This window comes from Neobacillus sp. FW104-15D2 (assembly GCF_058790155.1).
In genome coordinates this window covers 79,126-100,627 of the sequence record NZ_JBYTCJ010000015.1, presented here as the reverse complement: position 1 = coordinate 100,627, position 21,502 = coordinate 79,126, and the positions used below count along the sequence as shown (strand labels likewise).

General features: G+C 39.4%; 22 protein-coding genes and 1 pseudogene. 18 read left to right on the top strand and 5 right to left on the bottom strand.

Annotated features, from left to right (window positions below; translation table 11 throughout):
* The first annotated feature begins 151 nt into the window (after positions 1-151).
* Positions 152-1,323, top strand: a pseudogene (locus tag AC3WR0_RS13570) (IS3 family transposase).
* On the opposite strand, the gene AC3WR0_RS13565 reads toward AC3WR0_RS13570, so the two are convergent.
* Positions 1,301-2,173 carry a metallophosphoesterase gene (locus tag AC3WR0_RS13565; protein ID WP_492552809.1) on the bottom strand — a complete coding sequence of 291 codons (873 nt, stop codon included), beginning with the start codon at positions 2,171-2,173 and terminating at the stop codon, positions 1,301-1,303. The pseudogene AC3WR0_RS13570 and the gene AC3WR0_RS13565 sit on opposite strands and share 23 nt — an antisense overlap.
* Positions 2,174-2,376: 203 nt before the next feature.
* Here AC3WR0_RS13565 and AC3WR0_RS13560 point away from each other — a divergent pair, with 203 nt between their 5' ends.
* The 10 genes from AC3WR0_RS13560 (at position 2,377) to AC3WR0_RS13515 (ending at position 10,330) form a co-directional block, all read left to right on the top strand.
* Positions 2,377-2,586 (top strand): hypothetical protein, encoded by a 210-nt coding sequence (locus tag AC3WR0_RS13560; RefSeq protein ID WP_492552808.1) that lies wholly within the window; start codon positions 2,377-2,379, stop codon positions 2,584-2,586.
* An 84-nt stretch (positions 2,587-2,670) separates the two neighbouring features.
* Complete coding sequence (locus AC3WR0_RS13555; protein WP_492552807.1) at positions 2,671-2,883, top strand: hypothetical protein; 213 nt, start codon at positions 2,671-2,673, stop codon at positions 2,881-2,883.
* A 91-nt stretch (positions 2,884-2,974) separates the two neighbouring features.
* Positions 2,975-3,226, top strand: coding sequence for a DUF2535 family protein (locus tag AC3WR0_RS13550; RefSeq protein WP_027322044.1), 252 nt, complete (start codon positions 2,975-2,977; stop codon positions 3,224-3,226).
* Between the two features lie 137 nt (positions 3,227-3,363).
* The gene (locus AC3WR0_RS13545; RefSeq protein WP_027322045.1) at positions 3,364-4,206 is read left to right on the top strand and encodes a DegV family protein; all 843 of its coding nucleotides are present in this window, start codon (positions 3,364-3,366) and stop codon (positions 4,204-4,206) included.
* Positions 4,207-4,372: 166 nt separating this feature from the next.
* Entirely contained in the window at positions 4,373-5,890 is a 1,518-nt protein-coding gene (locus AC3WR0_RS13540) for a spore germination protein (RefSeq protein WP_492552806.1), read from the top strand.
* Positions 5,891-5,898: 8 nt separating this feature from the next.
* Positions 5,899-7,020, top strand: coding sequence for a GerAB/ArcD/ProY family transporter (locus AC3WR0_RS13535; RefSeq protein ID WP_492552805.1), 1,122 nt, complete (start codon positions 5,899-5,901; stop codon positions 7,018-7,020).
* Positions 7,004-8,161: a Ger(x)C family spore germination protein gene (locus AC3WR0_RS13530; RefSeq protein ID WP_492552804.1), complete on the top strand. Its 1,158-nt coding sequence runs from the start codon at positions 7,004-7,006 to the stop codon at positions 8,159-8,161. Before AC3WR0_RS13535 ends, AC3WR0_RS13530 begins: the two co-directional genes overlap by 17 nt.
* Positions 8,162-8,228: 67 nt before the next feature.
* Entirely contained in the window at positions 8,229-8,807 is a 579-nt protein-coding gene (locus AC3WR0_RS13525) for an SCO family protein (RefSeq protein WP_492552803.1), read from the top strand.
* 114 nt (positions 8,808-8,921) lie between these two features.
* Positions 8,922-9,746, top strand: coding sequence for an SGNH/GDSL hydrolase family protein (locus tag AC3WR0_RS13520; RefSeq protein WP_492552802.1), 825 nt, complete (start codon positions 8,922-8,924; stop codon positions 9,744-9,746).
* A 5-nt stretch (positions 9,747-9,751) separates the two neighbouring features.
* Positions 9,752-10,330, top strand: a complete 579-nt coding sequence (locus AC3WR0_RS13515) for a YpmS family protein (protein ID WP_492552801.1) — start codon at positions 9,752-9,754, stop codon at positions 10,328-10,330.
* 29 nt (positions 10,331-10,359) lie between these two features.
* On the opposite strand, the gene AC3WR0_RS13510 is transcribed toward AC3WR0_RS13515, so the two are convergent.
* On the bottom strand, positions 10,360-11,106 hold the full coding sequence (locus tag AC3WR0_RS13510) for a DUF4397 domain-containing protein (RefSeq protein ID WP_492552800.1): 747 nt from the start codon (positions 11,104-11,106) through the stop codon (positions 10,360-10,362).
* A gap of 356 nt (positions 11,107-11,462) precedes the next feature.
* Between AC3WR0_RS13510 and rsgA the strand changes: the two genes are divergently transcribed.
* The 4 genes from rsgA to AC3WR0_RS13490 all read left to right on the top strand — a co-directional run bounded on the left by rsgA (position 11,463) and on the right by AC3WR0_RS13490 (position 14,157).
* Positions 11,463-12,518, top strand: coding sequence for a ribosome small subunit-dependent GTPase A (gene rsgA / locus AC3WR0_RS13505; RefSeq protein WP_492552799.1), 1,056 nt, complete (start codon positions 11,463-11,465; stop codon positions 12,516-12,518).
* Between the two features lie 166 nt (positions 12,519-12,684).
* Positions 12,685-13,227, top strand: a complete 543-nt coding sequence (gene msrA / locus AC3WR0_RS13500; protein ID WP_492552798.1) for a peptide-methionine (S)-S-oxide reductase MsrA — start codon at positions 12,685-12,687, stop codon at positions 13,225-13,227.
* Complete coding sequence (msrB, locus tag AC3WR0_RS13495; protein WP_492552797.1) at positions 13,217-13,645, top strand: peptide-methionine (R)-S-oxide reductase MsrB; 429 nt, start codon at positions 13,217-13,219, stop codon at positions 13,643-13,645. Before msrA ends, msrB begins: the two co-directional genes overlap by 11 nt.
* 14 nt (positions 13,646-13,659) lie before the next feature.
* Entirely contained in the window at positions 13,660-14,157 is a 498-nt protein-coding gene (locus AC3WR0_RS13490; protein ID WP_492552796.1) for a PTS sugar transporter subunit IIA, read from the top strand.
* Positions 14,158-14,202: 45 nt separating this feature from the next.
* Here AC3WR0_RS13490 and pssA read toward each other — a convergent pair whose 3' ends face one another.
* The 3 genes from pssA to AC3WR0_RS13475 all read right to left on the bottom strand — a co-directional run bounded on the left by pssA (position 14,203) and on the right by AC3WR0_RS13475 (position 16,785).
* On the bottom strand, positions 14,203-14,922 hold the full coding sequence (gene pssA / locus AC3WR0_RS13485) for a CDP-diacylglycerol--serine O-phosphatidyltransferase (protein WP_492552795.1): 720 nt from the start codon (positions 14,920-14,922) through the stop codon (positions 14,203-14,205).
* A gap of 139 nt (positions 14,923-15,061) precedes the next feature.
* Complete coding sequence (locus AC3WR0_RS13480) at positions 15,062-15,670, bottom strand: DUF502 domain-containing protein (protein ID WP_492552794.1); 609 nt, start codon at positions 15,668-15,670, stop codon at positions 15,062-15,064.
* Positions 15,671-15,681: 11 nt separating this feature from the next.
* Positions 15,682-16,785 carry an SGNH/GDSL hydrolase family protein gene (locus AC3WR0_RS13475; protein WP_492552793.1) on the bottom strand — a complete coding sequence of 368 codons (1,104 nt, stop codon included), beginning with the start codon at positions 16,783-16,785 and terminating at the stop codon, positions 15,682-15,684.
* Positions 16,786-17,354: 569 nt separating this feature from the next.
* Between AC3WR0_RS13475 and AC3WR0_RS13470 the strand changes: the two genes are divergently transcribed.
* The 3 genes from AC3WR0_RS13470 (at position 17,355) to AC3WR0_RS13460 (ending at position 21,481) form a co-directional block, all read left to right on the top strand.
* On the top strand, positions 17,355-18,821 hold the full coding sequence (locus tag AC3WR0_RS13470) for an NAD(P)/FAD-dependent oxidoreductase (protein WP_492552829.1): 1,467 nt from the start codon (positions 17,355-17,357) through the stop codon (positions 18,819-18,821).
* 101 nt (positions 18,822-18,922) lie between these two features.
* Complete coding sequence (locus tag AC3WR0_RS13465; RefSeq protein ID WP_492552792.1) at positions 18,923-19,900, top strand: S66 family peptidase; 978 nt, start codon at positions 18,923-18,925, stop codon at positions 19,898-19,900.
* Between the two features lie 225 nt (positions 19,901-20,125).
* Positions 20,126-21,481, top strand: coding sequence for an aspartate aminotransferase family protein (locus AC3WR0_RS13460; protein WP_492552791.1), 1,356 nt, complete (start codon positions 20,126-20,128; stop codon positions 21,479-21,481).
* The last annotated feature ends 21 nt before the right edge of the window (positions 21,482-21,502 follow it).

Below are 21,502 nucleotides of genomic sequence, written 5' to 3'. Positions count from 1 at the left end.
ATATGGATGCCACCACCGTAAATAACTCCTTATTTTTCCCTGTGGGTTTTGGCCCATCCCTTTAAATTGCATGCATGGATAGGCTACAACTTAGTTGGATAGAAAAATTAAGGTCAAGTAGACTACTTATAACACTAAAGGAGAATCTACTATAACAAAAAAGGAACGACGAACTTTTACTACCGAATTTAAAAATCAGATGGTACAACTATACCTTAACGGAAAACCAAGAAAGGATAATATCCGTGAGTATGATCTAACCCCCTCATCATTGGATAGTGGGTGAGTCAAAGACAAAAATCCGGATCCTTCAAGGAAAAGATAATCTGTCACCCGAACAACAAGAACTAAACAAACTGAGAAAAGAAAACAAATGCTAAAAATGGAAAATGACATTTTAAAGCAGGCTGCGCTGATACTAGGACGAAAGTAAATGTGATTAAGAACAATGAACACAAATACTCGATATCAGCAATGTGCAAAGTTTTCAACTTCCCAGAAGCACCTACTATTATGAAGAAAAAGACAGAAAATCAGAGGATGACCTGACCACTACCATCATTGATATCTTCCAAAAAAGCCGCCAAAACTATGGGACGCGCAAGATAAAAGTAGAATTGAAAAAGCTTGGCCATCAAGTATCTAGACGACGGATTGGCCGGATACTGAATGAGCAGGGCTTGGTTTCAAACTATACAGTCGCCCAGTTTAAACCTCATCCAACCAAGTGCAATGAACCGAACAAAATAACGAATTAAATCGGGAATTTAATCAGGAAGATGAACTGACAGCTGTGGTAAGCGATTTAACATATGTAAGAGTCAAAAATGGCATTATATATGTGTATTTGTCGATCTCCTTAATCGAGAAATCATTGGTTTTAGCACTGGACCAAACAAAGATGCGGCTTTGGTTTATCGTGCCTTTGCATCTATTCAAAACGATTTATGAAAGATCGAATATTTCCACACTGATCGTGGAAGTGAGTTTAAGAATCAGCTGATTGATAAAGCACTGGGAGACATTTAATATCAAGCGATCGCTCAGCATGAAAGGCTGCCCTTATGATAATGCAGTAGCAGAGGTAACGTTCAAGATTATTAAAACAGAGTTTGTCAGAGGACAGCATTTTACTAGTTTAGAGGATTATCAAGAGAATTACAAGATTATTTACATTGGTTTAACCACATTCGAAATCACGTCACTTTAGGGTATCTAAGCCCGATAAGATACAAACTTGATCACCTAAAAAAACTGTCTAGTTTAGTGTTGACATATCTACTTAAACTTAATGATGAGTCTAAGTGCTTTTTATTATTATAACCGTTATCTCCGGCCTGCAGTTAAATCTAAATGGCAAATAGGTGGTTCCAATTCCTCTGTTAGTGTATAAAAGAAGGTTGGAGCCCGAAATTTGCTTTAATCCCTCAATATAGTTGACTGCACCGTCGGGAGTGAAAAGCGGACCATAAAAAGGAACTCTAATCTGCCCGCCATGGCTATGACCGGATAATTGAAAATCAACGGGGTACTTGGCAACTTCGTCAGCAAAATCTGGTTCATGAGCCAGCATCACAGTAAAAAGGTCTTCAGGAATTCCATCAATAGATTTTGGGATATTTGGAACACCAAACATCATATCATCGATGCCAGCAAAGTAAATCCTCTGTCCGTTCTTTTCAATAAAGGTATTTTCATTTACGAGAACCTTAAATCCACCTTGAGATAGAGCCTCTATCACCATATTGTGTTGTCCGCTTCTAAAATCATGGTTTCCTTCTATTGCAAATTTGCCAAGAGGGGCATGAAACTCTTGTAATAATGGAATGCAATCCTCTAGCATTTCAATTCCATCTTCTACTAAATCTCCTGTAAAACACAAAATATCCGGTTTTAACCGGTTTACTCTCTTCACTAAGTCACTTAAATTTTTCTTGCTGTAAAAATGCCCTAGATGAAGGTCACTAATTTGCACTATCTTAGTGCCGGAAAATGAATTAGGTAACCTATCGAAAGAAAGTTTAATGGTCTTTGTTTCAATCCAGAACCTCTCGATTAGAAAGGAATAGGACGAGCCGGAAACGGCAGCACCAAGAAATATAGATGAAAGTCCTTTTAAGAAGGATCTTCGGGATATTTTAGTTTTTTTATATTGTGCGAGTTGTCTTTTCATAAGCCAATCCTTTAATTAAATTGTTCGTTCTTTATCAAGAATAACATAAATCTATTTGATATAAAAATTAAATAATTGGTTGAAAAAGATGTCGACAAAAAGTTCTTTTAAAAGAACAAACCGTTATGTAAAATTAAATTGTTGAGTTCATTATAATGAACATTGTGTTATTATAAAAGAATTTTTTTTAAAAAGAGGTCAAAATGAAACTTAAACCTAACGAAAGCCTTCAAACTGGCATCACTCAAACCGGAAAACAGTGCTCCGATTTAATAGAAGAAATAAATAATTTAGAAACTCTTATGGACGATTTTAGAAAAAGATTAAACATGGCAGAGAAATCAGTATCCAAACATAAAACGGATATGGAGGACCTCCTTACCAAAGTCGAGCAATTTAAGAGGCAGTTATAAGTTTAAGTGCGCCATTAACTGGAAAAAGATTTACTAACTATCAATTACATACATAAATATACTTTTAAAAAAGGAGCGACCCTTATGTTCAAGAAAATATGTACAAATTGCCACCAGCCGTCCTTTAGCAGTTCGGAGAGAGGCCAGTGGATTTGCCCGGTATGCTCCCGTGATATAACGCATGTATTTCATCAGCCAGCCGAGGATCGAAATGAGCGGCAAAAGAAGTTAGAATTGTTGGCAAACAAGTTTACTCAGAATCAAAACAACAGCCAGGCAATCAATAAATATATTTGAAAATATTTATGAATATACGCATAAACAGACACATTTCGGGGTAAAGGTGATGTATAATATATTCAAACGGGTGAAAAAGAGGATTGATATTTTGTTATTGAAAAGCCTAGAGTTCAAAAATGAAGTTGGACAGAAGGTTAAAGTCATGGATATTCCTGTATTGGAGGAAGATAACGCTTATTATTTTATGATCCAAGTCCGTTTGCAAACTTTCATTGCCTCCATCTACGGAGCGAAAATGCCTCACAACTGCTATTCCTTTAGAGACCATTTAAAGAGAGCAATGAGATGGCCTGATTATGAACAGCTTTTTAAATCTGGCGAACTAAAAAATAACGCTTAATGACTTTTGAGTGTCGGGAAACCGGCACTCTTTTTATCTTTTAAAAGCACATTAATATTTTAAAAATTTCAATTAATTTCTCTCGCATCGCACAGCATGTATAATACAGGTGAATGCTTTTACAGGGACGTGATTTTATGAGCAAGATTAAAATTGTAACCGATTCAACTATGGACATGCCTGAAAAAATAGTAAAAGAACTGGGAATTGAGGTTGTTCCTCTTTCCATAACGATCGACGGAGAAACATATCTTGATGGGGTAGAGATTGGTCCAGTTGAGTTTATAAAAAAAATGAGGAAAACTAAGGAATTACCAAAGAGCTCGCAGCCATCAGCCGGTGCTTTCCTAGAGGTTTACGATAGGTTGGGTGCTGAGGGGTACGAGGTTATATCAATACATATGACGGGGAAAATGAGTGGTACTGTCCGGTCGGCAGAAAGCGCTGCCAGTATGACGAAGACAAAGGTAACTGTCATAGATTCACAATTTATTTCTAAAGCACTTTCTTTCCAGGTGAAGGAGGCGGCTATCATGGCGAATGAAGGCCAAAGCCTTGAGTATATATTAAACCGTCTTGAAACTATCCGCCTCAACACTCGCCTCTATATAATGGTAGATACTCTTGAAAATCTAGTGAAGGGCGGAAGGATTGGGAAGGGTAAGGCGTTTATCGGATCTCTCCTTAATATTAAGCCGATTGCTTCACTTGAAGGCGCTGAGTATTCACCTGTTGCCAAGGTTCGCAGTCATTCTCAGGTTGTTAAGTTTTTAGCAAAGCAATTTGCTGAGGATGTAAAGGGATGCACTATTAAAGGTGCTGGCATTGCCCATGCGGAAGCACTGGAATTGGCACTAAAAATAAAAGAAAGTGTTTTTGAGTTAACCGGTTATCAAATAGAAGATATTGATTATACCAATTCTACTGTTTCGACCCACACGGGCCCCGGTGCATTCGCGCTGATGTACTATTTTGAATAAACCCTTTTAACCCGGAGCCCTCCGGGTTTTTTACTTGCCTCAAATTTCCCTCTGCTCTAATATCAGACTTTCACTGTGGTTAAAATTTGAAGTTCTGGAAAACCTAAAAAAATCAAAAAAGCAGTTACCCTGAACTCCAAATAGACAGATTAAAAGGTGAACAACTATGTTCAAATGGCGGAATGGCAAAAAAGAGAATGAAACTCCTCGAGCACACAGCCTAAAAATAGAAGAATTAAAGCAGCAGTTAAAAGCTGAACTAATGGAAACCTCCGATTTGGAATTCCGGGAGATTTATAAAGATGGTGAGCATTTATTAATTTCCTTTTTAACCAGCATGACGGATATGAAGGTGCTTGAGGACATCATTATCAAACCTCTTCAAGCCAGGGTGCATTCACCATGGAATCTTGAAATGTTTCAAGCTTGTCTTCCTGCCGCACAAATTTCCTATGCTAATCAGCTTAAAGAAATCGCTCAGGCAATGATTGAGGGAAAAGGCTATCTGTATTCTGAAGGAGAACCATGTGGCATTCTCATCAACACTGGAAAGATTGCGGAGCGGTCGCTCGAAAGGGCAGAAACCGAATCACTTGTTTACGGTCCAAAGATTTCCTTTACTGAGTCCCTTGAAAGCAATATGAATATTATCAGGGCCAACATAAAGGACCCCATGCTTGTAATGGAGGATATTGAAGTTGGCGCACGGGGAAGGACAAAAGGAAAAATAGTTTATATCAAAGACATTGCAGATGAAAAAAATGTCAATACGTTCAAGCAAAGGATTAAAGACCTCAGTATTGACCATATTCCTGACAGCACTGTTCTTGCACAGCTTATTGAAGATAATAGCTGGACTGTTTTTCCGCAGCTTTTAACAACAGAATTGCCAGACCGGTTATCAATTGTTCTTTTAAAAGGAAGAGTTGGCGTCCTGATAGACAGAAGTCCTGCTGCAATCTACGGACCCAGTCCTTTTTTCAGCTTTTTTGAATCAACAGAGGATGTTTATATGCGCTGGAATATGGGTTTATTTCTGCGCATGCTTCGCTTCTTTTCATTTTTCTTTTCCATCCTGCTTACACCAGCCTATGTGGCGGTTTTGACTTATCATTACGAGGTGATTCCCTCACCTTTACTCGTTTCCTTAGGGGAGTCGAGGTCAAATGTTCCTTTTCCGCCTGTTTTTGAGGCGCTTCTGCTTGAATTTGTTATCGAGCTTTTAAGGGAAGCTGGGGCCCGGCTGCCGACCAAAGTGGGTCAGACAATGGGTATTGTTGGCGGTATTGTTATTGGGCAGGCAGCGGTAGATGCCGGTTTTACAAGCAATATCTTGATTATTATTATTGCGCTAAGTGCCCTTGGCTCTTTTACTACACCTAGTTATTTAATGGGTACAGCTGTTAGGATTATCCGCTTCCCTATTATACTTCTGGCTGGATTGTGGGGGGGCTTGGGAATTATGGTGGCTTTTTGTTTCTTGATCATTCATGTTCTAAAGCTCTCAACGCTGGGGACTCCCTATTTGGCTCCCCTGTATCCCTTAAGTATGAAGGATTTTGGCTATAGTCTTCTGCGTTTCCCATTTCAGTTTAATTATCTGAGACCATTATCAAATCAGCCTGGGGACTTAAAACGTTCCCCTCCGAAAAAAGCGAAGAAAAAGAAGGATGTAGATGAGTAGGTGTAAACATGAAGGTAAATATACAGCCAAAAGAGGGGCTGCTATTTAATGCATTTTTGGTTATGTTTGTAATCCATGTAACCCAGACAGGTGTTGGATTGGCAGGACTGCCAAGAATTGTTTATCTTGAAGCGGAACATGACGGCTGGATTTCTGTACTTTTGGCTGGTGTGCTTACTGGAATAATCCTTTGGGTTATGTTTCTGCTGCTTCGGGAGTACGAAAGCGCTGATTTATATGGAATACAGGTGGACTTGTTTGGCAAGCTTTTTGGCAGAATGCTTGGGGTAATGTATATGGTTTATCTAAGCAGTGTCTTTTTCGATATCTGCATGAATTATGTTGAGATTGTCCAGGCCTGGATTTTTTCCGATATGCCGACATGGGTTCTATCGGGGGTTATTATATCTCTCGCAGTTTATGCCTCCCTTTCAGGAATCAGGATGGTAGTAGGATTTTCATTTATTTCGTTTCTTATGACCTTTTGGCTTATTCTGGTTTTAATTTCGCCTTTGAAGTATTCCGATCCTACTCATTTGTTCCCAATCATGAATACTGGCATTAAAAATATTGCCAGTGGTATATATAAAACTTCTTTTTCAATAATGGGCTTTGAACTACTGCTTTTTGTTTATCCCTATGTTCAAGAAAAGAAAAAAGCTCTGTTATACGCTGAATTAGGGAACTTGTATACAACCATTCTTTTTACAGTAGTGACAGTTGTGTGCATCACCTTTTTCGCAGGGGAAAGCTTAAAAAGAACGATTTGGCCTGTACTTTCCTTGTTCAAAATCGTCCGGCTCCCGAATCTGGAGCGATTTGAGTTTATTGCTGTTTCCTTTTGGCTCCTTATTATCCTTCCAAATTTATGTTCATACCTTTGGGCTGCCTCAAAGGGATTTACAAGATTATTCAATATTAAGCAATCGAAAGGGATTTATATTATTGCCGGCCTTGCCTGGTTAGGAAACTTTTTTATTAAGGCCAGATACCAAATGAATCTCATAACGGATTACATTGGGGAAGCAGGCTTTTATTTGGCTATTTGTTATCCAGCTATTTTATATGCAGTTGTAGTTATAAAAAAGAAGCTAAAGAAAAGGAGGCAGCAAAATGAAAAAGCAGGCTAAGAAGATGGCGGTTGTGATAGTTGCAATGAATCTTATTTTTCTTAGCGGCTGCCTTCAGCAAAGGCCTCTTGAAAAATTGGGATTGATAACGGCTGCTGGATTTGACCTTTCGAAAAAAAATAATATCCTGGGAACAGTTGTTTACCAGCAGTTTGATCCTCTTGAAAAAAACGTTACAAAAAAGATAATAGAACAAGCAAAAACGAGTAAGGGGTTAAGGCAGGATGAAAACCTTCAGACAAGCCATAAATTAGTTTCGGGCCAGATGCGGATAGTCATATATAGTAAGGAACTGGCGAAAAGAGGAATAATTCAGCTGATTGATACACTTAACCGGGATCCGACAATTGGAAATATGCTTTATGTTACAATCTCCGACGGGAAAGCGGTTGATCTCTTAACTAAAAACAATATTGGAAAAGGCTCTAATCTTGGGACCTTTTTATATAATTTGATTAAGCAAAACGTTGAGGGAGAACAGGTAATTTCACCAACCCTCCACGAATTTAACCATGACTTTTATGATGTCGGGAAGGATCCAGTTCTGCCCGTCTTGAAACTCAATCGTGGAGATATTGTTATATCATCTATGGCATTGTTTAAGAACGACCGGATGGTTGGCGAATTGAAACCCAATAGTCTTTTCTTTTTGAAGGTTCTTGTAGACTCCTATAAAGCAGGATCACAAGAAGTTCCATTGAATGCAAAAGATTTTAAGCCTTTGCTTATTAAAACAGCAGGCCATCGAGAGCGGGAGTTTCATGACAAAATTTATATCACGATTGACAACATAAACAGCAGCCACAAAATAAAATTGCTGGATAAGGATAAGCTTCGCTTTAGTGTTAAAGTAAAGCTTAAATCAAGGATACTGGAAATGACCGAGCCGATGGAGGTTGGAGATCCCAAGGCAATTAAGTTTGTTGAAAAAAAGATAAATGAACATTTTCAAAAGGAAATAGGCTTTATGATTAAGAAGTTTCAAACACTGGGAGTCGACCCTGTCGGCTTTGGCAACGAATACAACACGCATTTGCGCGGAAAAAAGATGACCAAGACAGAGTGGAGAGAGAAGTTTAAGGAAGCGAGCTTTGATATAGTTATTGATAATCAAATTGTCCGCACGGGTGTAATTGATTAATCTTTCTTCTTTTGTCCGAGTTTGTTAAAATAATCACGGACAGTAAATGAAGATTGCAGGTGATTAGATGAAAGTGCGGGCTTTTGGACTTATTTTTATTATTGGAGTTCTTCTATTGGCAGGCTGTGGAAAAAAAGAGATTGAAGGTGCTCAGAATTGGCCAGTGAAGGATTTCTCTTATACCAACCAGGATGGAAAATCATTTGGCAGTAAGAACTTAAAAGGAAAGGTTTGGGTAGCTGACTTTGTATTTACTAGTTGTGTCGATGTCTGCCCTCCAATGACCTCCAATATGGCATCCCTCCAGAAAAAGGTTAAAGAAGCTGGAATCAAAAATGTGGAGTACGTTTCATTCAGTGTAGACCCTACAGTTGATAAACCTGAGACTTTAAAAAACTATGGCGGTCGGTTTGGTGTCGATTTTAAGAATTGGAACTTTCTGACCGGTTATTCCCAGGAAGAAATCGAGACTAAGGCTATGAAGGAATTTAAAATGATCGTGAAAAAGCCACAGGAAGGCGATCAAGTGATCCATGGGACTGATTTTTTCTTAGTCAACCAGGAAGGTAAAATACAAAAGTATTATACTGGTTTGCAAGAAATACCGTATGACAAGATAATAGATGAAATAAAGACCTTGCAATAAGCCCTTTTAAAGGGCCTTTTTTTATTTTAATCTGCAAAATTTGCCCAATTCCTTTTATGTAATGTAATTTTTCTCCCGTGTTATAATAACTATAAGTTAAGGGAGGCGGATTATATGTTAAAAAGAATAACCTGCCTGTTCCTTTCCGTATTCCTTTTAAGTTCGTGCAGCCAGCCGGAGACTTGGAAACGCCAGCCGGATAAAAAAATAAATCTTCATGAATATCAAGGCATTCCCGCTGATTTTATTCCTAAACCACTGACAGTAGTATCCGCAGGTGACTCTCTTACTGAGGGTATTGGTGACAGCAGCAATAAGGGGGGATATCTTCCTTATTTAAAAAAGCGGCTTGAGAATGAAAAAGGAATCAAAGGGGTTCATTTTTATAACTACGGGGTAAAAGGCAACAGGACGACTCAGCTATTAAAGAGACTGAAGACTGATGAAATTAGGGGGAATATCAAAAAAGCCGACATGGTTATTCTAACGATTGGCGGCAATGATATCATGAAGGTTGTTTATGATAATCTTTCTAATCTTCAGCTATCAGCATTTGAAAAAGCGAAAGAAAAATATATTACTCATTTAACCCAGATTGTTTCATTTATTACACAGGAAAATCCCCATGCGTCGATTGTTCTTATTGGTTTGTATAATCCATTTGAAAGATGGTTTGCAAATAATAAAGAACTGGAAAAGGTGGTAACGGAGTGGAATGGTGCTGGACAAATGGTTGTATCCAGCTTCTCGAATACTTCGTTTGTTCAAATAGAAGATCTTTTTACTAATACAAAAGAAAATCTTCTTTTCACCGACCACTTTCATCCGAATGATAGGGGATACCAGCTAATTGCAGAGAGAACATTTAATCAGCTGGAGGTAAAGGCCTTGCCTGCCATATCCAAAAGGTATTTAGCAGCAAGGAAAGAGGAGAATTAAAGAAAATGAAAAACAAGTGGAAAACTGGATTTTTGGTTTTACTGGCTATCAATTTCATTATTGTGGCAGTCATTCTGATTACGGTACTGACGCCTCCAAAGGATACAAAGATACAAAAGCTTTCTTCTAACAAAAAGGACTATGTTTCTTTTTATATTAAATCAAATAAAGAGGATCTTAACCAGCTGATTCAGTACTATTTAAAAAAGGAAGCTCCCAAAAGCCCTATCGATTACCATATTGTATTGGCTGATGAAGTGGAATTGTACGGAAGCATTCCTTTCTTTAGTGATGAATTAAAGATGAGACTAACCTTTGAGCCGCAGGCTAAAAAGAATGGAGATTTGGTGCTAAAACAAAAATCCATTTCAGTTGGCCGGCTTCATCTCCCTGTTCCTTATGTAATGAAAATGATCAGTGATAATTACAAATTACCTAGAGGGGTTCAAATTCTGCCGGATGACAGAATGGTGTATATCAGAATGCAGGATTTGAAACTGAAAAGTGACGCAAAAGTGAAGGTTAATAAATTTAATCTGAAAAAAGACGATATTTCTTTTGACCTGCTAGTGCCGGTAAAATAAAAAGGTGTTCCGCTGCGGAACACCTTTTATTAGTCTGGAACAGTTATTACTTCTAATGCGGGTTCCCCTTGTACATACCCCACAGCAAAAAGAGTATAGGACCGGTTTGGTTCAAATCTCATTTTTGGCAGCGAAAGTGCCACATCTTTAGTGCCAGCAACTCTCGCTTCTAAATCTACTGTCATTGGAGTCAGGCCCAGGTAACTGGAAGTCTTTCGGTAGGAGATATGAGGAAATACGACATCACCATTTTTAACAGCAATATCCACTGCAGGTGCATCAGGTGAAAGGTGAACAAAGCGTATTTTTGACTCATTTGCCGGAACATTAGAATCAGTTGGGATAGCAAGCAGCCTGAGGAATTTTTCACTGTGTATGGCAGCGAGTGTATAAGACCTCCCGGATTCAACGCTTATTTTTTTACTAATGACCGATTCTGTCATGTTCCCAGTTGGGTATACGTCTATTTGGTATTTTCCGGGAGCAAGAGACAGATAATCACTCACGTGTTTGAAAGGGAAATCGGTCAGTATTTTTTGCCCGTTTACATAAATATCAACATTTGGAGCACCTGGTGCAGCGTGGATAACCCTTACTCTTGCCTCTCTGGCAGGGCGGTTCATCTGATTCATAAATTGAACCCCTTTATTTAATGATTTTAGATGCTTTTGATAATAATAAACATGCATGGCTGGATTGGTGTATTTATAATAGCATGCTAATAAATCATAAATAGCTGCTTTTTGAAAATAATCCATCCGTCTTTTTTCGTCCATTGCGTACACTCCCAGTTAATTATCTACTGCGATAATGTATGCATATGTCTTTGGGTCGGTGCCTATCACACAGTTTGTTCATTATTTTTTCCAAATTGTTTACTTTTTTCCTTTTATTGCATATGATAAAAATCAGAATATATGAAAGCGGGTGAAGTGTAATGAGTAAAGAGTTATTAATTGCAGTGAGCAGTCTCTATATCGTTTGCACAGCCCGTACGGGAAAATTATTGTAGGGAAAGTTTGTCTTCATTTTCCGCCACGATAATAAAACCATGGGCTGTCATGCCTATGGTTTTTTTGATGGAAAAAATCCGGATTTCCGGATATCTATTTAAATTGTGGAGGAATATAAATTGACATTTTTATTAACTGGTATAAATGAAAAAGTAAAACAGGAATTCTCGTCTTATGAAGATACAGAAATGTTGCTTGGCAGAGTGGCGCTCGAACACAAAAGAATGTACAGGGTGTGGACGGATGCCGGGGAACTGCTTTGTGAGGTTTCTGGGAAATTTGCTTTTGAAGCTGTCAGGCGTGAGGATTACCCTGCAGTTGGAGACTGGGTGGCTATAAAACAAAGAGAACTAGGAAAAGGCACGGTTCATGCTTTATTGCCCAGAATGAGCAAATTCTCTCGTAAAACGGCAGGTAAAACCACAGAGGAACAAATAATTGCTGCCAATGTCGATACCGTTCTGATTGTTAATTCCCTGAATGAGGATTTAAATCTTAGAAGAATTGAAAGATATCTTCTCCTTACATGGGAAAGCGGGGCTAATCCGGTAATAGTATTGAGTAAGTCGGATTTATGTGATGACATTGAGGCAAAAACGGCAAGTGTGGAAGAAATTGCGTTAGGTGTTCCTGTTATTGCTGTAAGTGCGGAAAACGAAAGTGGTATAGATGGATTAAAAGATTTCCTCCAGCCAGGGAAAACAGTTGCTTTACTTGGTTCTTCAGGTGTAGGGAAGTCGACATTAACGAATAGGCTGGTTGGGGAGGAAAAACAAAAGATACAAGAAATCCGCGAATCCGATGACAAAGGAAGACATACAACCACCCACCGCGAACTTATTTTAATGGATAACGGCTGTATTTTAATTGATACTCCTGGAATGAGGGAGCTGCAGCTTTGGGAAAGCGGAGATGCCCTTGAGGAGACCTTTACTGATATTGACATACTCGGTCAGGAGTGCAGATTTAGGGACTGCAGGCATGAGGATGAACCGGGATGTGCAGTAAGAAGGGCAATTGAAAATAACATTCTTACAGAAGACCGTTATATAAGCTATAAAAAACTGCAGAGGGAGCTTGCCTTCTTAGAACGTAAAGTCGATAAAAGGGCGCAAGCAGAAGAGAAAAAACGCTGGAAAAATGTCAGTAAGAATATAAAAAATAAGAGTAAATAGTAATGGAGCTGGCACTTGCCGGCTCTTTTATGTTGGGTTTAGATTCTTCTAAGGTGTATTATTTTAAAACCACTCTTTTATCTTGTATACTCGAAATCAAAGCTTAATTTTTTAGCAATAGGGAAAAGGTAAAAGAAAGACTTTTAATGGAGAAAGGGTGAAGGATATGGATACTTTGTATGAAAAAGCAACTTTTGCTGGGGGCTGTTTCTGGTGTATGGTTAAGCCCTTTGACGAGCAGCCCGGCATTATGAAGGTTGTTTCCGGTTATACCGGTGGCCATGTTGAAAATCCAACCTATGAGCAGGTATGTTCTGGTGTGACGGGCCACATTGAAGCTGTACAGATTACATACGACCCTAGGGTGTTTACTTACAATAAACTTCTTGAACTATTTTGGCAGCAGATTGACCCAACAGATCCCGGAGGCCAATTTTATGACAGGGGCCGTTCCTATTACACGGCGATTTTCTATCATGATGAAGAACAAAGAGAAGCTGCGGAGAAATCAAAACTGGAGCTTCAGGAAAGCGGGAGATTCTCTAAGCCAATCGTTACTCCGATTTTGCCTGCCGAAGACTTCTATGAAGCAGAAGAGTATCATCAGCATTATTATAAAAAGAATCCCGCACACTATCAGTCCTACCAGGTAGGCTCTGGCAGGGCAGGGTTCATTCAAAGCCACTGGGGGAACAAAAATGAAAAATAAAGAAGAACTAAAAAATAAATTATCACCTATGCAGTTTGATGTAACACAGAATAATGGAACGGAACCCCCTTTTCGAAATGAGTACTGGAACGAAAACCGGGATGGAATTTATGTTGACATTGTTTCCGGTAAGCCTCTATTCAGCTCTCTTGATAAGTATGATGCCGGCTGTGGTTGGCCGAGTTTTACAAAGCCAATCGAAGATAAGGAAATTATCGAAAAGAAGGATCTCAGTCACTTTATGATCCGGACAGAGGTCAGGAGCAAGGATGCAGATTCGCATCTGGGCCATGTTTTTAATGACGGACCTGGACCAGATGGACTTCGGTACTGCATTAATTCAGCGGCTATGAGGTTTATTCCTAAAGAAGACCTGGAACATGAGGGATACGGAGAATTCAAATCCCTTTTTGAATAGAGAGGATGAAAGTTATGTTTAAAAAATTATTTGGCAAAAAAGAAACTTTAAAAACCGTTCAGCTGGTTGCCCCGATTACGGGAAATGCAGTGGATTTAGAGCAGGTTCCAGACCCTGTATTCTCACAGAGAATGATGGGAGACGGACTTGCCATTGAACCGAAGGAAGGCGTAGTCGCTGCTCCAGTTGCAGGGGAAATTATTCAGGTTTTCCCTACCAAGCATGCTATTGGTATACGCGCGGAAAATGGGGCAGAAATCCTTATTCATATTGGCCTTGAGACTGTTTCCTTAAAAGGGGAAGGCTTTACTGCGCACGTACAGGCTGGAGATAAAGTACAGGCCGGTGACAAGCTGGTAACGTTTGATATGGATACAGTCGGCGCTAAGGCGAAAAGTCTTGTAACCCCCATTATCATAACTAATGGGGACAGTGCTTCTGCTTTTGAAAAGCTTACATTGGGAAATGTGGAGCGGGGCAAGTCGCCAATCATGGAAATTACCTTTGAGTAAAAACGTGTATTAGAAAACCAGCAGCCCTTTAGAGCTGCTGGTTTTTTAGTCATGTTTATTATTTAACTCCGTTTCATGAAGTGCGGCTTTTTTTTGGCTTCTTCTTTTTAGCTGGTAGCCGATAAATACGATATATAGCGGTACAGCAATGTAGATAAAGTAAGGCATTTGTGCCCGTTCATTTTTAAAGATAATAAATATCAGATAGCCAAGCAGTGCAGTAATAATTGTCCCGTACTTAGGCAGCGGAACGCTTTTTAAACTAGGAATTTTATATTTACTGACCATTAAAAAGCAGAGCGCCATAAATGAAATGTTGATGATAATATCCGGTATCCATTTAGTAAGCATAACAATTAAGGTCAAAATCCCGCCTGCTGCCGTAATCGGTACACCGGTAAAATATTTAATCGAGCTCTTTGTGTTCACATTAAACCTTGCCAGACGGAAGGCCCCGAATAAAGGGAATAGACCTGCCACAATAAGGCCAATCAGCCCGTATTTTGAAAAAGAAACATAATAGGCAAGGATAGCTGGAGCCACACCGAAGGTCACAACATCTGCAAGAGAGTCCAGTTCTTTGCCAATTTCGGAATGGGCATTTAACATCCGTGCTAATCTGCCGTCCATACTGTCGAGCATCATCCCAATCAAAACGAGTAGGGCAGCATTACGAAAGTCTCCATTGGCTGAAAATACAACCGATAAAAAACCGCAGAATAAATTGCTTAGCGTAAATAAGTTAGGAATTCCTCTTCTAATCATTTTAAAACCTCAAATCATGAATAATAATTGCATTCTTAAAATTGGGTTTATTAGCTTACTTTGCCATTATACCCGATCCTATTCATGATAACACATTTCCTTATGGCAATTAATAACTCTAATGGAAAAACAGAAAATTCTACGAGAGTGTTTCCCTTTTTTCTGCTTCCTCCACTTTCTTGGATGCAAGTCCTCCCGATAGGATAAATTTCATGGCCTCTTCAGGTTTGACATCGATTACTTCCACATCATCCTTTGGAAAAAGAAACGTAAACCCAGCCATCTGAAAGGTTTGCGGAACATATACTGCCACATGATCTGCAAGAGGCTGATAAAAAGCTTCAAGCTGTTCAGAGGTTATAAATCCAATACTTTTCATTGATGTACCTGGGATAGTGACGAGTACGACCTTAGAAAACGACTTTTTGTCTCCCAAAAAGGATTGGACAGTATCCTTTATAATACTGTAAATGGTTTTAACAAAAGGAATCTTTTCTAGCAGAGTATCAATTAACTCTATAATTTTTCCGGTAAGAAACCTTGTTGAAAGCCAGCCCAGTACAGTAATTAAAGCGAGTGTAACCAAAAGACCGATACCAGGTACATAGCCGTGCTTCATATGCTCCCTTAAGACGTTGCCAAGCAAGCTATCCAAGAACACAAAAATTTTATAAATAACATAAAAAACTAATAGTATTGGAACAAAGGTTAAGATTCCATTGATAAAATTTCTTAAAATAAACTTCATGTATGTTTCTCCTAATGTTTGATTCTGGAAGGTACAATAATGGAAGAAATGCGAACGGTTGGCTTTGAGCCGGCGGCCAAATGCGTTCCTGCCCCTGTATTGATAAATTCAATTCGGTGTTTACTGCTGCCAAGATTGCTCGCAATAAATAAATGCCTTTCTCTTCCAAAAGGCCACCATGTAGAAATGCTGGCAGAATATTTACCGTCTATATAGACATTCATTCTGCCTCCTTTTATATGGCGAAATACGTTTACTCCAACTGAATTTCCGTAAAAGTCATACTCCAGGCTGGCGTCCTTCTTGCTGCTTATATAATAGGCTCCTCGGCGGTAAAAATCCTTGCTTGCAACTGGCTTATTAACATTGTTATACGATATGTCAGTACCAGAATTCATAGGAGCTGCCAAGCTTTTAGGTATGATTTTCTGACTGGCGGCTTTGCTGGTAAATACCTTGAACAGCTCATTTGCATATAAACGATAGCCGTCTGGATTTGGATGAACCATGTCTCTGGTTAGATTCTTTACTGGAATCCCAGACATTCGAAAGGGCTCCCTCATATCCACATTTGTTGACTGATAATGCTCGGAAAGCATTTTAATCGTATCGGCAAATTTGGGGTGTTGGAGACAGCTCTCAGTTATAGTTACAATTTCAGCCTTTGGGTAAGTCGTTTTAATATCTCGGATAAGCTTTTCGTAATAAAAAGAAAATTGTTGTGCAGTCATATACTTTCTGTCATTCTCACCAAATACGATAAAAGCAAGGTCGATATCTTTATTTAATTTCTCTTTCTGGAATTTTACAATCCCCTCGAAGGCAGTCGCCCCGCTTTGAACAATTTGATAATGAACAGCTGAAGCATGGTAATGATTATATATCTGCTTTTCCCATTGAGCAAACCAGGTTTGTGACGGTACTCTTGCACCGGAACCCCTGCCAATACTGTCACCGACAATTATGTATTGAAATTTTTGTCCTGACTGGATCTTTTGATAGATGTTTTTCCCCTTTAATTCGTCTCCTTTTGCTTTCGTAATCCCATTAATATAAAAAATGATCCCTGAGACCATAAAAAAAACAAGTATAACGGATAAATATTTTCGACTCAATGAAACTTCCTCCTGAGATGACTGAATATATGAATCATGACAATTTTACCGGAAATAAATTACCATTTAAAGCAGGCAAAAGGCCTATTTATTAGCAGCTATTCAATTATCCGGTTGTTTAAAACATTCTATTTAGTAAATACCCTTTCAATAATTGAACCGAAAAACTTTCAATTTTATGAAGGGGACTGGAATGCTTTGCAGTTTAAGTTTGTTTTAACATATTTTATTGCTTAAAGGCGAATATCACAAGGTGAAAAAATTTTTAGGCAAAGCATTCAAAGAATCCTCGACACTCCTGCTGAAAAACTGGCTGACAAGACCCAGCAGCAAGGGGCCTGGCAGTTAGTCCGCGGAAAGGGAGTAGATTCTATTGTGCAGAATTAAATTATTTAAAGCACCTAATGATCGAGTTTTTTTATTAGTATGTCTGAATTATTTTAAAAAGAGCAAAACACGAACGATAGTATATATAAATTAAAGTTAATTCGGATTTTTATTGACTTTTCGCTTGTTAACTTGATATATTTACCTATGGAAATGCAATTTATGCTAGGGGGAAATGGATGATGGAAACAAATTATGATGTGATTGTGGTTGGTGCAGGCCCGGCAGGGATTTTCACTTGTTATGAATTAACTCTGAAAAAACCGCAGGCTAGGGTATTGCTGATTGATAAAGGCCATGACATCTATAGAAGAAATTGTCCGATTTTACAAAAGAAAATTGAAAAATGTCCCCCTGCTGTGGGAAGAAAAGAGTTTGCCGGATGTCTGCCTGCCTGTTCCATTACAAATGGTTTCGGTGGAGCCGGTGCATATTCTGATGGCAAATTTAACATAACAAGTGAGTTCGGGGGCTGGATGACCGATTATCTTTCGAATTCCCAAGTAATTGATCTGATTAAATATGTCGATGAAATTAATTTGAGTCACGGTGCTACTCAAAGCATTACAGATCCGCTCACTGATAAGGTAAAAGAAATAGAGCACAGGGGATATGCTGCCGGGCTCAAGCTTCTGCGTGCACAGGTCCGCCACCTTGGAACTGAACAAAACCTTGAAATTTTGAAAAGCATATATGAGTATTTAAAAACTAAAATAGACATGGTTTTTGGAACAGAGGTCGATGACTTAATGACTGAAAGATCCTCTTCCGGCCATAAAGCAACAGGCATTAAATTAAAGGATGGACGTATTATCTCAGCTGAAAAGGTCGTAATATCTCCAGGGCGGGATGGATCAGCATGGCTTTCCAAAATCTTAAAATCCAGACGCTTTCGTATGATGAATAACCAGGTAGATATTGGCGTAAGGGTTGAGACATCAAATATTGTCATGCAGGAAATTAACGAACATTTATATGAAGGGAAGTTTGTCTTTAATACATCTGTAGGGACAAGAGTAAGGACCTTCTGCAGTAATCCTTCCGGACACGTCGTGGTAGAAAACCATTCGGGTATTATGCTTGCCAATGGCCATGCTTATAAAGATCCAAAGCTGGGCAGCCCAAATACTAATTTTGCTCTGCTTGTTTCACATACGTTCTCCGAGCCTTTTGACAAGCCGAATGAATTTGCCCATGAAATTTCGCGCCTTGCCAACAGCCTTTCCAATGGAGGCTTGATTGTTCAAAGATACGGTGACCTTCTAAAAGGTAGAAGATCAACAGAAAAACGAATTAAAGAGGGATTCTTGGAGCCGACTATGAAGGAGGCTGTACCCGGTGACTTGGGACTTGTCCTTCCATATAACACGCTGAAAAGCTTAATTGAGATGACAGAGGCCCTAAATGAGGTAACTCCTGGACTTGCTTCCGAACATACTCTTTTTTATGGAGTTGAAGCGAAGTTTTACTCTGCAAGGCCAAAAGTTAATGACAGGTTTGAAACAGAAATCGGCGGCCTTTATGTTGGCGGCGATGGTGCAGGTGTCACACGTGGTCTGGCTCAAGCCAGTGCCTGCGGTGTTTGGATTGCCAGGGATATTATTGAAAAAACAGCGAACCAGCCGGCAAAGGAAACGGTTCTCGTATAGTTAGAGAATAGGAATAAGGTCCGCTGGGTGCGGACCTTATTCCTATTCTGCCTGTAAATCTGTTAGGATAAGGATAGTTTCTTATTATAGGGGGATATCTTATGCTGCCAAGAAGACTGGCTCCAGGGGATGAAATTAGGGTGATTGCACCATCCACTAGCATGGCTGTTGTAAAAGGAAAACAGGTTGATATGGCCGTTGAACGTTTAAATAATCTTGGATTTACCGTTACTTTCGGAAAAAACGTTTATGAGCATGATGAATTTTTTAGTACTTCCATACAAGATCGAATAGAAAACCTGCACGAAGCCTTCCGGGACACAAATGTGAAAGGAATATTAACAGCTCTTGGCGGATATAATGCCAATCAGCTATTGAAATACATAGATTATGATTTAATAAAAGACAATCCAAAGGTCTTTATCGGCTTTAGTGATATAACAGCATTGAATCTTGCTTTCTATCAAAAGGCGAACTTGATCTCCTATTCAGGCCCCTTATTTTCAACCTTCGGGATGAAGATAGGGTTTGATTATACCTTACAGTCCTTCTTAGAGGCTGTAACCAATGATGCACCGTATGAGATAGCACCTTCTGAAACCTGGAGTGATGACCTTTGGTACCAGGACCAGGAGTCTCGCGAGTTTATTAAGCAAGATGGATATCTTGTCCTTCAGAAAGGAAAGGCGGAAGGTAAGCTGATTGGAGGGAACCTGGGTACCATGAGCTTGCTGCAAGGGACAGAATATATGCCATCTCTTGAGAACTCCATTCTTTTTATCGAAGATGATGATGAATCACATCCCCAGCTATTTGATCGTCAGCTTCAATCTCTGCTGCACCTCCCTCATGCAAAGGGGATAAAAGGAGTTCTTATTGGCAGGTTCCAAAAGGGCTCGAATATGACTGAAGCCGCCCTTAGAAAACTTATTACAGCCAAAAAGGAGCTTTCTGGTATTCCGATAATCGCAAACGTTAATTTCGGACATACCCAGCCTCTTGCCACAATACCGGTCGGAGCAAAAGCAGCCATAACAGCTGATCAAGAAGACATAAGTATTTTGATAGAACAAATATAAATTAAGCAGGCACCCAGCGCGGGTGCCTGTCTTTTTTTACGAAAAAACGAAAGATTGAAGTTTTCCTTTCATACACTTTACTAAATTGTCCTGAACAAAAGCTGAGAAAATGCTATCTAAAAAAGTAAATAAAAAAGCCTGGCCGATGCCCGGTTTTCTTTTACCTGATTTTCAGATTATGCAGGTTTATTTCTTTGGTTTTCTTTAAAGGAAGGAAGGGTTTTTGTGGAGCAGTCATATTTAATAAAGCCGGACCTGGATGAAAATTATCCGATAATTGATTATGGAGCAGGTGTCTTTTTATTTGATAAGCAAGGAAAAAAATACTTGGATGCGTCTTCCGGAGCGGTTACTGCCAATATTGGACATGGAGTCCAGGAGATCATTGAGGCTATGCATGAACAGGCCCAAAAGGTTTCATTTGTATACCGTTCCCAGTTTACTAGCGAACCAGCTGAAAAGCTTGCCGGAAAAATCGCCAAAATGACACCAGGTGACTTGAATTGGTGCTTTTTTGTCAACAGCGGTTCAGAGGCAACAGAAACAGCGATGAAAATGGCCATTCAGCATTGGCAGGAAAAGGGAATCCACACCAAAATGAAGGTACTCTCAAGATGGGTCAGCTATCACGGCATTACGCTTGGAGCTCTGTCGATGTCAGGACACCCTCCGAGAAGAGCACGATTTGTGCCGCTGCTGGATGATTTTCCTGTTATACATCCTCCTTATTGCTACCGCTGCCCGTATGGCCAAAAAGCACCTGAATGTAATTATTTATGTGCACGGGAGCTTGATGGCGCTATTGCAAGAATCGGTGCTGACAAAATCGCCGCCTTTATAGTGGAGCCTGTTATAGGGGCGGCAGGCGGGGCGATTGCTCCTCCTAAAGGTTATTTAAAAACCATTAAGGAAATCTGCGACAAAAATGACATTTTACTTATTGCAGACGAGGTTATGACCGGATGCGGCCGAACAGGTACAATGCTGGCCTCGGAGCAATGGGAGGTTATCCCTGATATTGTTACGTTCGGAAAAGGATTAGGTGCAGGATATGCCCCTATTGCAGCTGCAGTTGCAAGTGAAAAAGTAATAGAACCGATCCTCAAAGGAACAAAATCCGTAATGAGCGGTCACACCTTAAGTGCAAACCCCCAGGCCTGTGCCACTTCTCTCGCTGTACTTAACTATCTTGAAAAAAACAAAATTTTTGAAAATGTTGAGTGCAAAGGTATTTACCTCAAAAACTTGCTTAACAAGTTAAAAAACCAGTTTCAGTGTATTGGTGATGTCAGAGGTAAAGGCCTTCTGCTTGGATTGGAATTTGTTAAGGACAAAAAAACAAAAGAACCATTTCCTCGTACTCTTCAAGCCACAAATAGAATAGTTAAACTAGCACGTGATAAAGGATTGCTCATTTATCCCGCAGGAGCTGGCATTGATGGGATAAACGGGGATGCCATCATTATTGCCCCACCTTTAAATATTACTAAAAGAGAAATGGAACAGCTGGGAGCTTTATTAAAGCAGACTTTGGAAGCCTTTGAAAAAATCGCGGCAGCTCATGAACCCGCCGGTCAATAAAATTGGCCAGCCTTTGGAGGT

What these genes read in the sequence shown, in the direction of transcription:
- msrB (WP_492552797.1), top strand. Translation starts at nt 13,217, where the DNA reads ATGAAAAATAAAGAAGAACTAAAAAATAAATTATCACCTATGCAGTTT.
- AC3WR0_RS13560 (WP_492552808.1), top strand. Translation starts at nt 2,377, where the DNA reads ATGAAACTTAAACCTAACGAAAGCCTTCAAACTGGCATCACTCAAACC.
- AC3WR0_RS13515 (WP_492552801.1), top strand. Translation starts at nt 9,752, where the DNA reads ATGAAAAACAAGTGGAAAACTGGATTTTTGGTTTTACTGGCTATCAAT.
- AC3WR0_RS13490 (WP_492552796.1), top strand. Translation starts at nt 13,660, where the DNA reads ATGTTTAAAAAATTATTTGGCAAAAAAGAAACTTTAAAAACCGTTCAG.
- AC3WR0_RS13465 (WP_492552792.1), top strand. Translation starts at nt 18,923, where the DNA reads ATGCTGCCAAGAAGACTGGCTCCAGGGGATGAAATTAGGGTGATTGCA.
- AC3WR0_RS13535 (WP_492552805.1), top strand. Translation starts at nt 5,899, where the DNA reads ATGAAGGTAAATATACAGCCAAAAGAGGGGCTGCTATTTAATGCATTT.
- AC3WR0_RS13555 (WP_492552807.1), top strand. Translation starts at nt 2,671, where the DNA reads ATGTTCAAGAAAATATGTACAAATTGCCACCAGCCGTCCTTTAGCAGT.
- AC3WR0_RS13540 (WP_492552806.1), top strand. Translation starts at nt 4,373, where the DNA reads ATGTTCAAATGGCGGAATGGCAAAAAAGAGAATGAAACTCCTCGAGCA.
- AC3WR0_RS13470 (WP_492552829.1), top strand. Translation starts at nt 17,355, where the DNA reads ATGGAAACAAATTATGATGTGATTGTGGTTGGTGCAGGCCCGGCAGGG.
- AC3WR0_RS13525 (WP_492552803.1), top strand. Translation starts at nt 8,229, where the DNA reads ATGAAAGTGCGGGCTTTTGGACTTATTTTTATTATTGGAGTTCTTCTA.
- AC3WR0_RS13520 (WP_492552802.1), top strand. Translation starts at nt 8,922, where the DNA reads ATGTTAAAAAGAATAACCTGCCTGTTCCTTTCCGTATTCCTTTTAAGT.
- pssA (WP_492552795.1), bottom strand. Translation starts at nt 14,922, where the DNA reads ATGATTAGAAGAGGAATTCCTAACTTATTTACGCTAAGCAATTTATTC.
- AC3WR0_RS13530 (WP_492552804.1), top strand. Translation starts at nt 7,004, where the DNA reads ATGAAAAAGCAGGCTAAGAAGATGGCGGTTGTGATAGTTGCAATGAAT.
- AC3WR0_RS13480 (WP_492552794.1), bottom strand. Translation starts at nt 15,670, where the DNA reads ATGAAGTTTATTTTAAGAAATTTTATCAATGGAATCTTAACCTTTGTT.
- AC3WR0_RS13545 (WP_027322045.1), top strand. Translation starts at nt 3,364, where the DNA reads ATGAGCAAGATTAAAATTGTAACCGATTCAACTATGGACATGCCTGAA.
- msrA (WP_492552798.1), top strand. Translation starts at nt 12,685, where the DNA reads ATGGATACTTTGTATGAAAAAGCAACTTTTGCTGGGGGCTGTTTCTGG.
- AC3WR0_RS13510 (WP_492552800.1), bottom strand. Translation starts at nt 11,106, where the DNA reads ATGGACGAAAAAAGACGGATGGATTATTTTCAAAAAGCAGCTATTTAT.
- AC3WR0_RS13565 (WP_492552809.1), bottom strand. Translation starts at nt 2,173, where the DNA reads ATGAAAAGACAACTCGCACAATATAAAAAAACTAAAATATCCCGAAGA.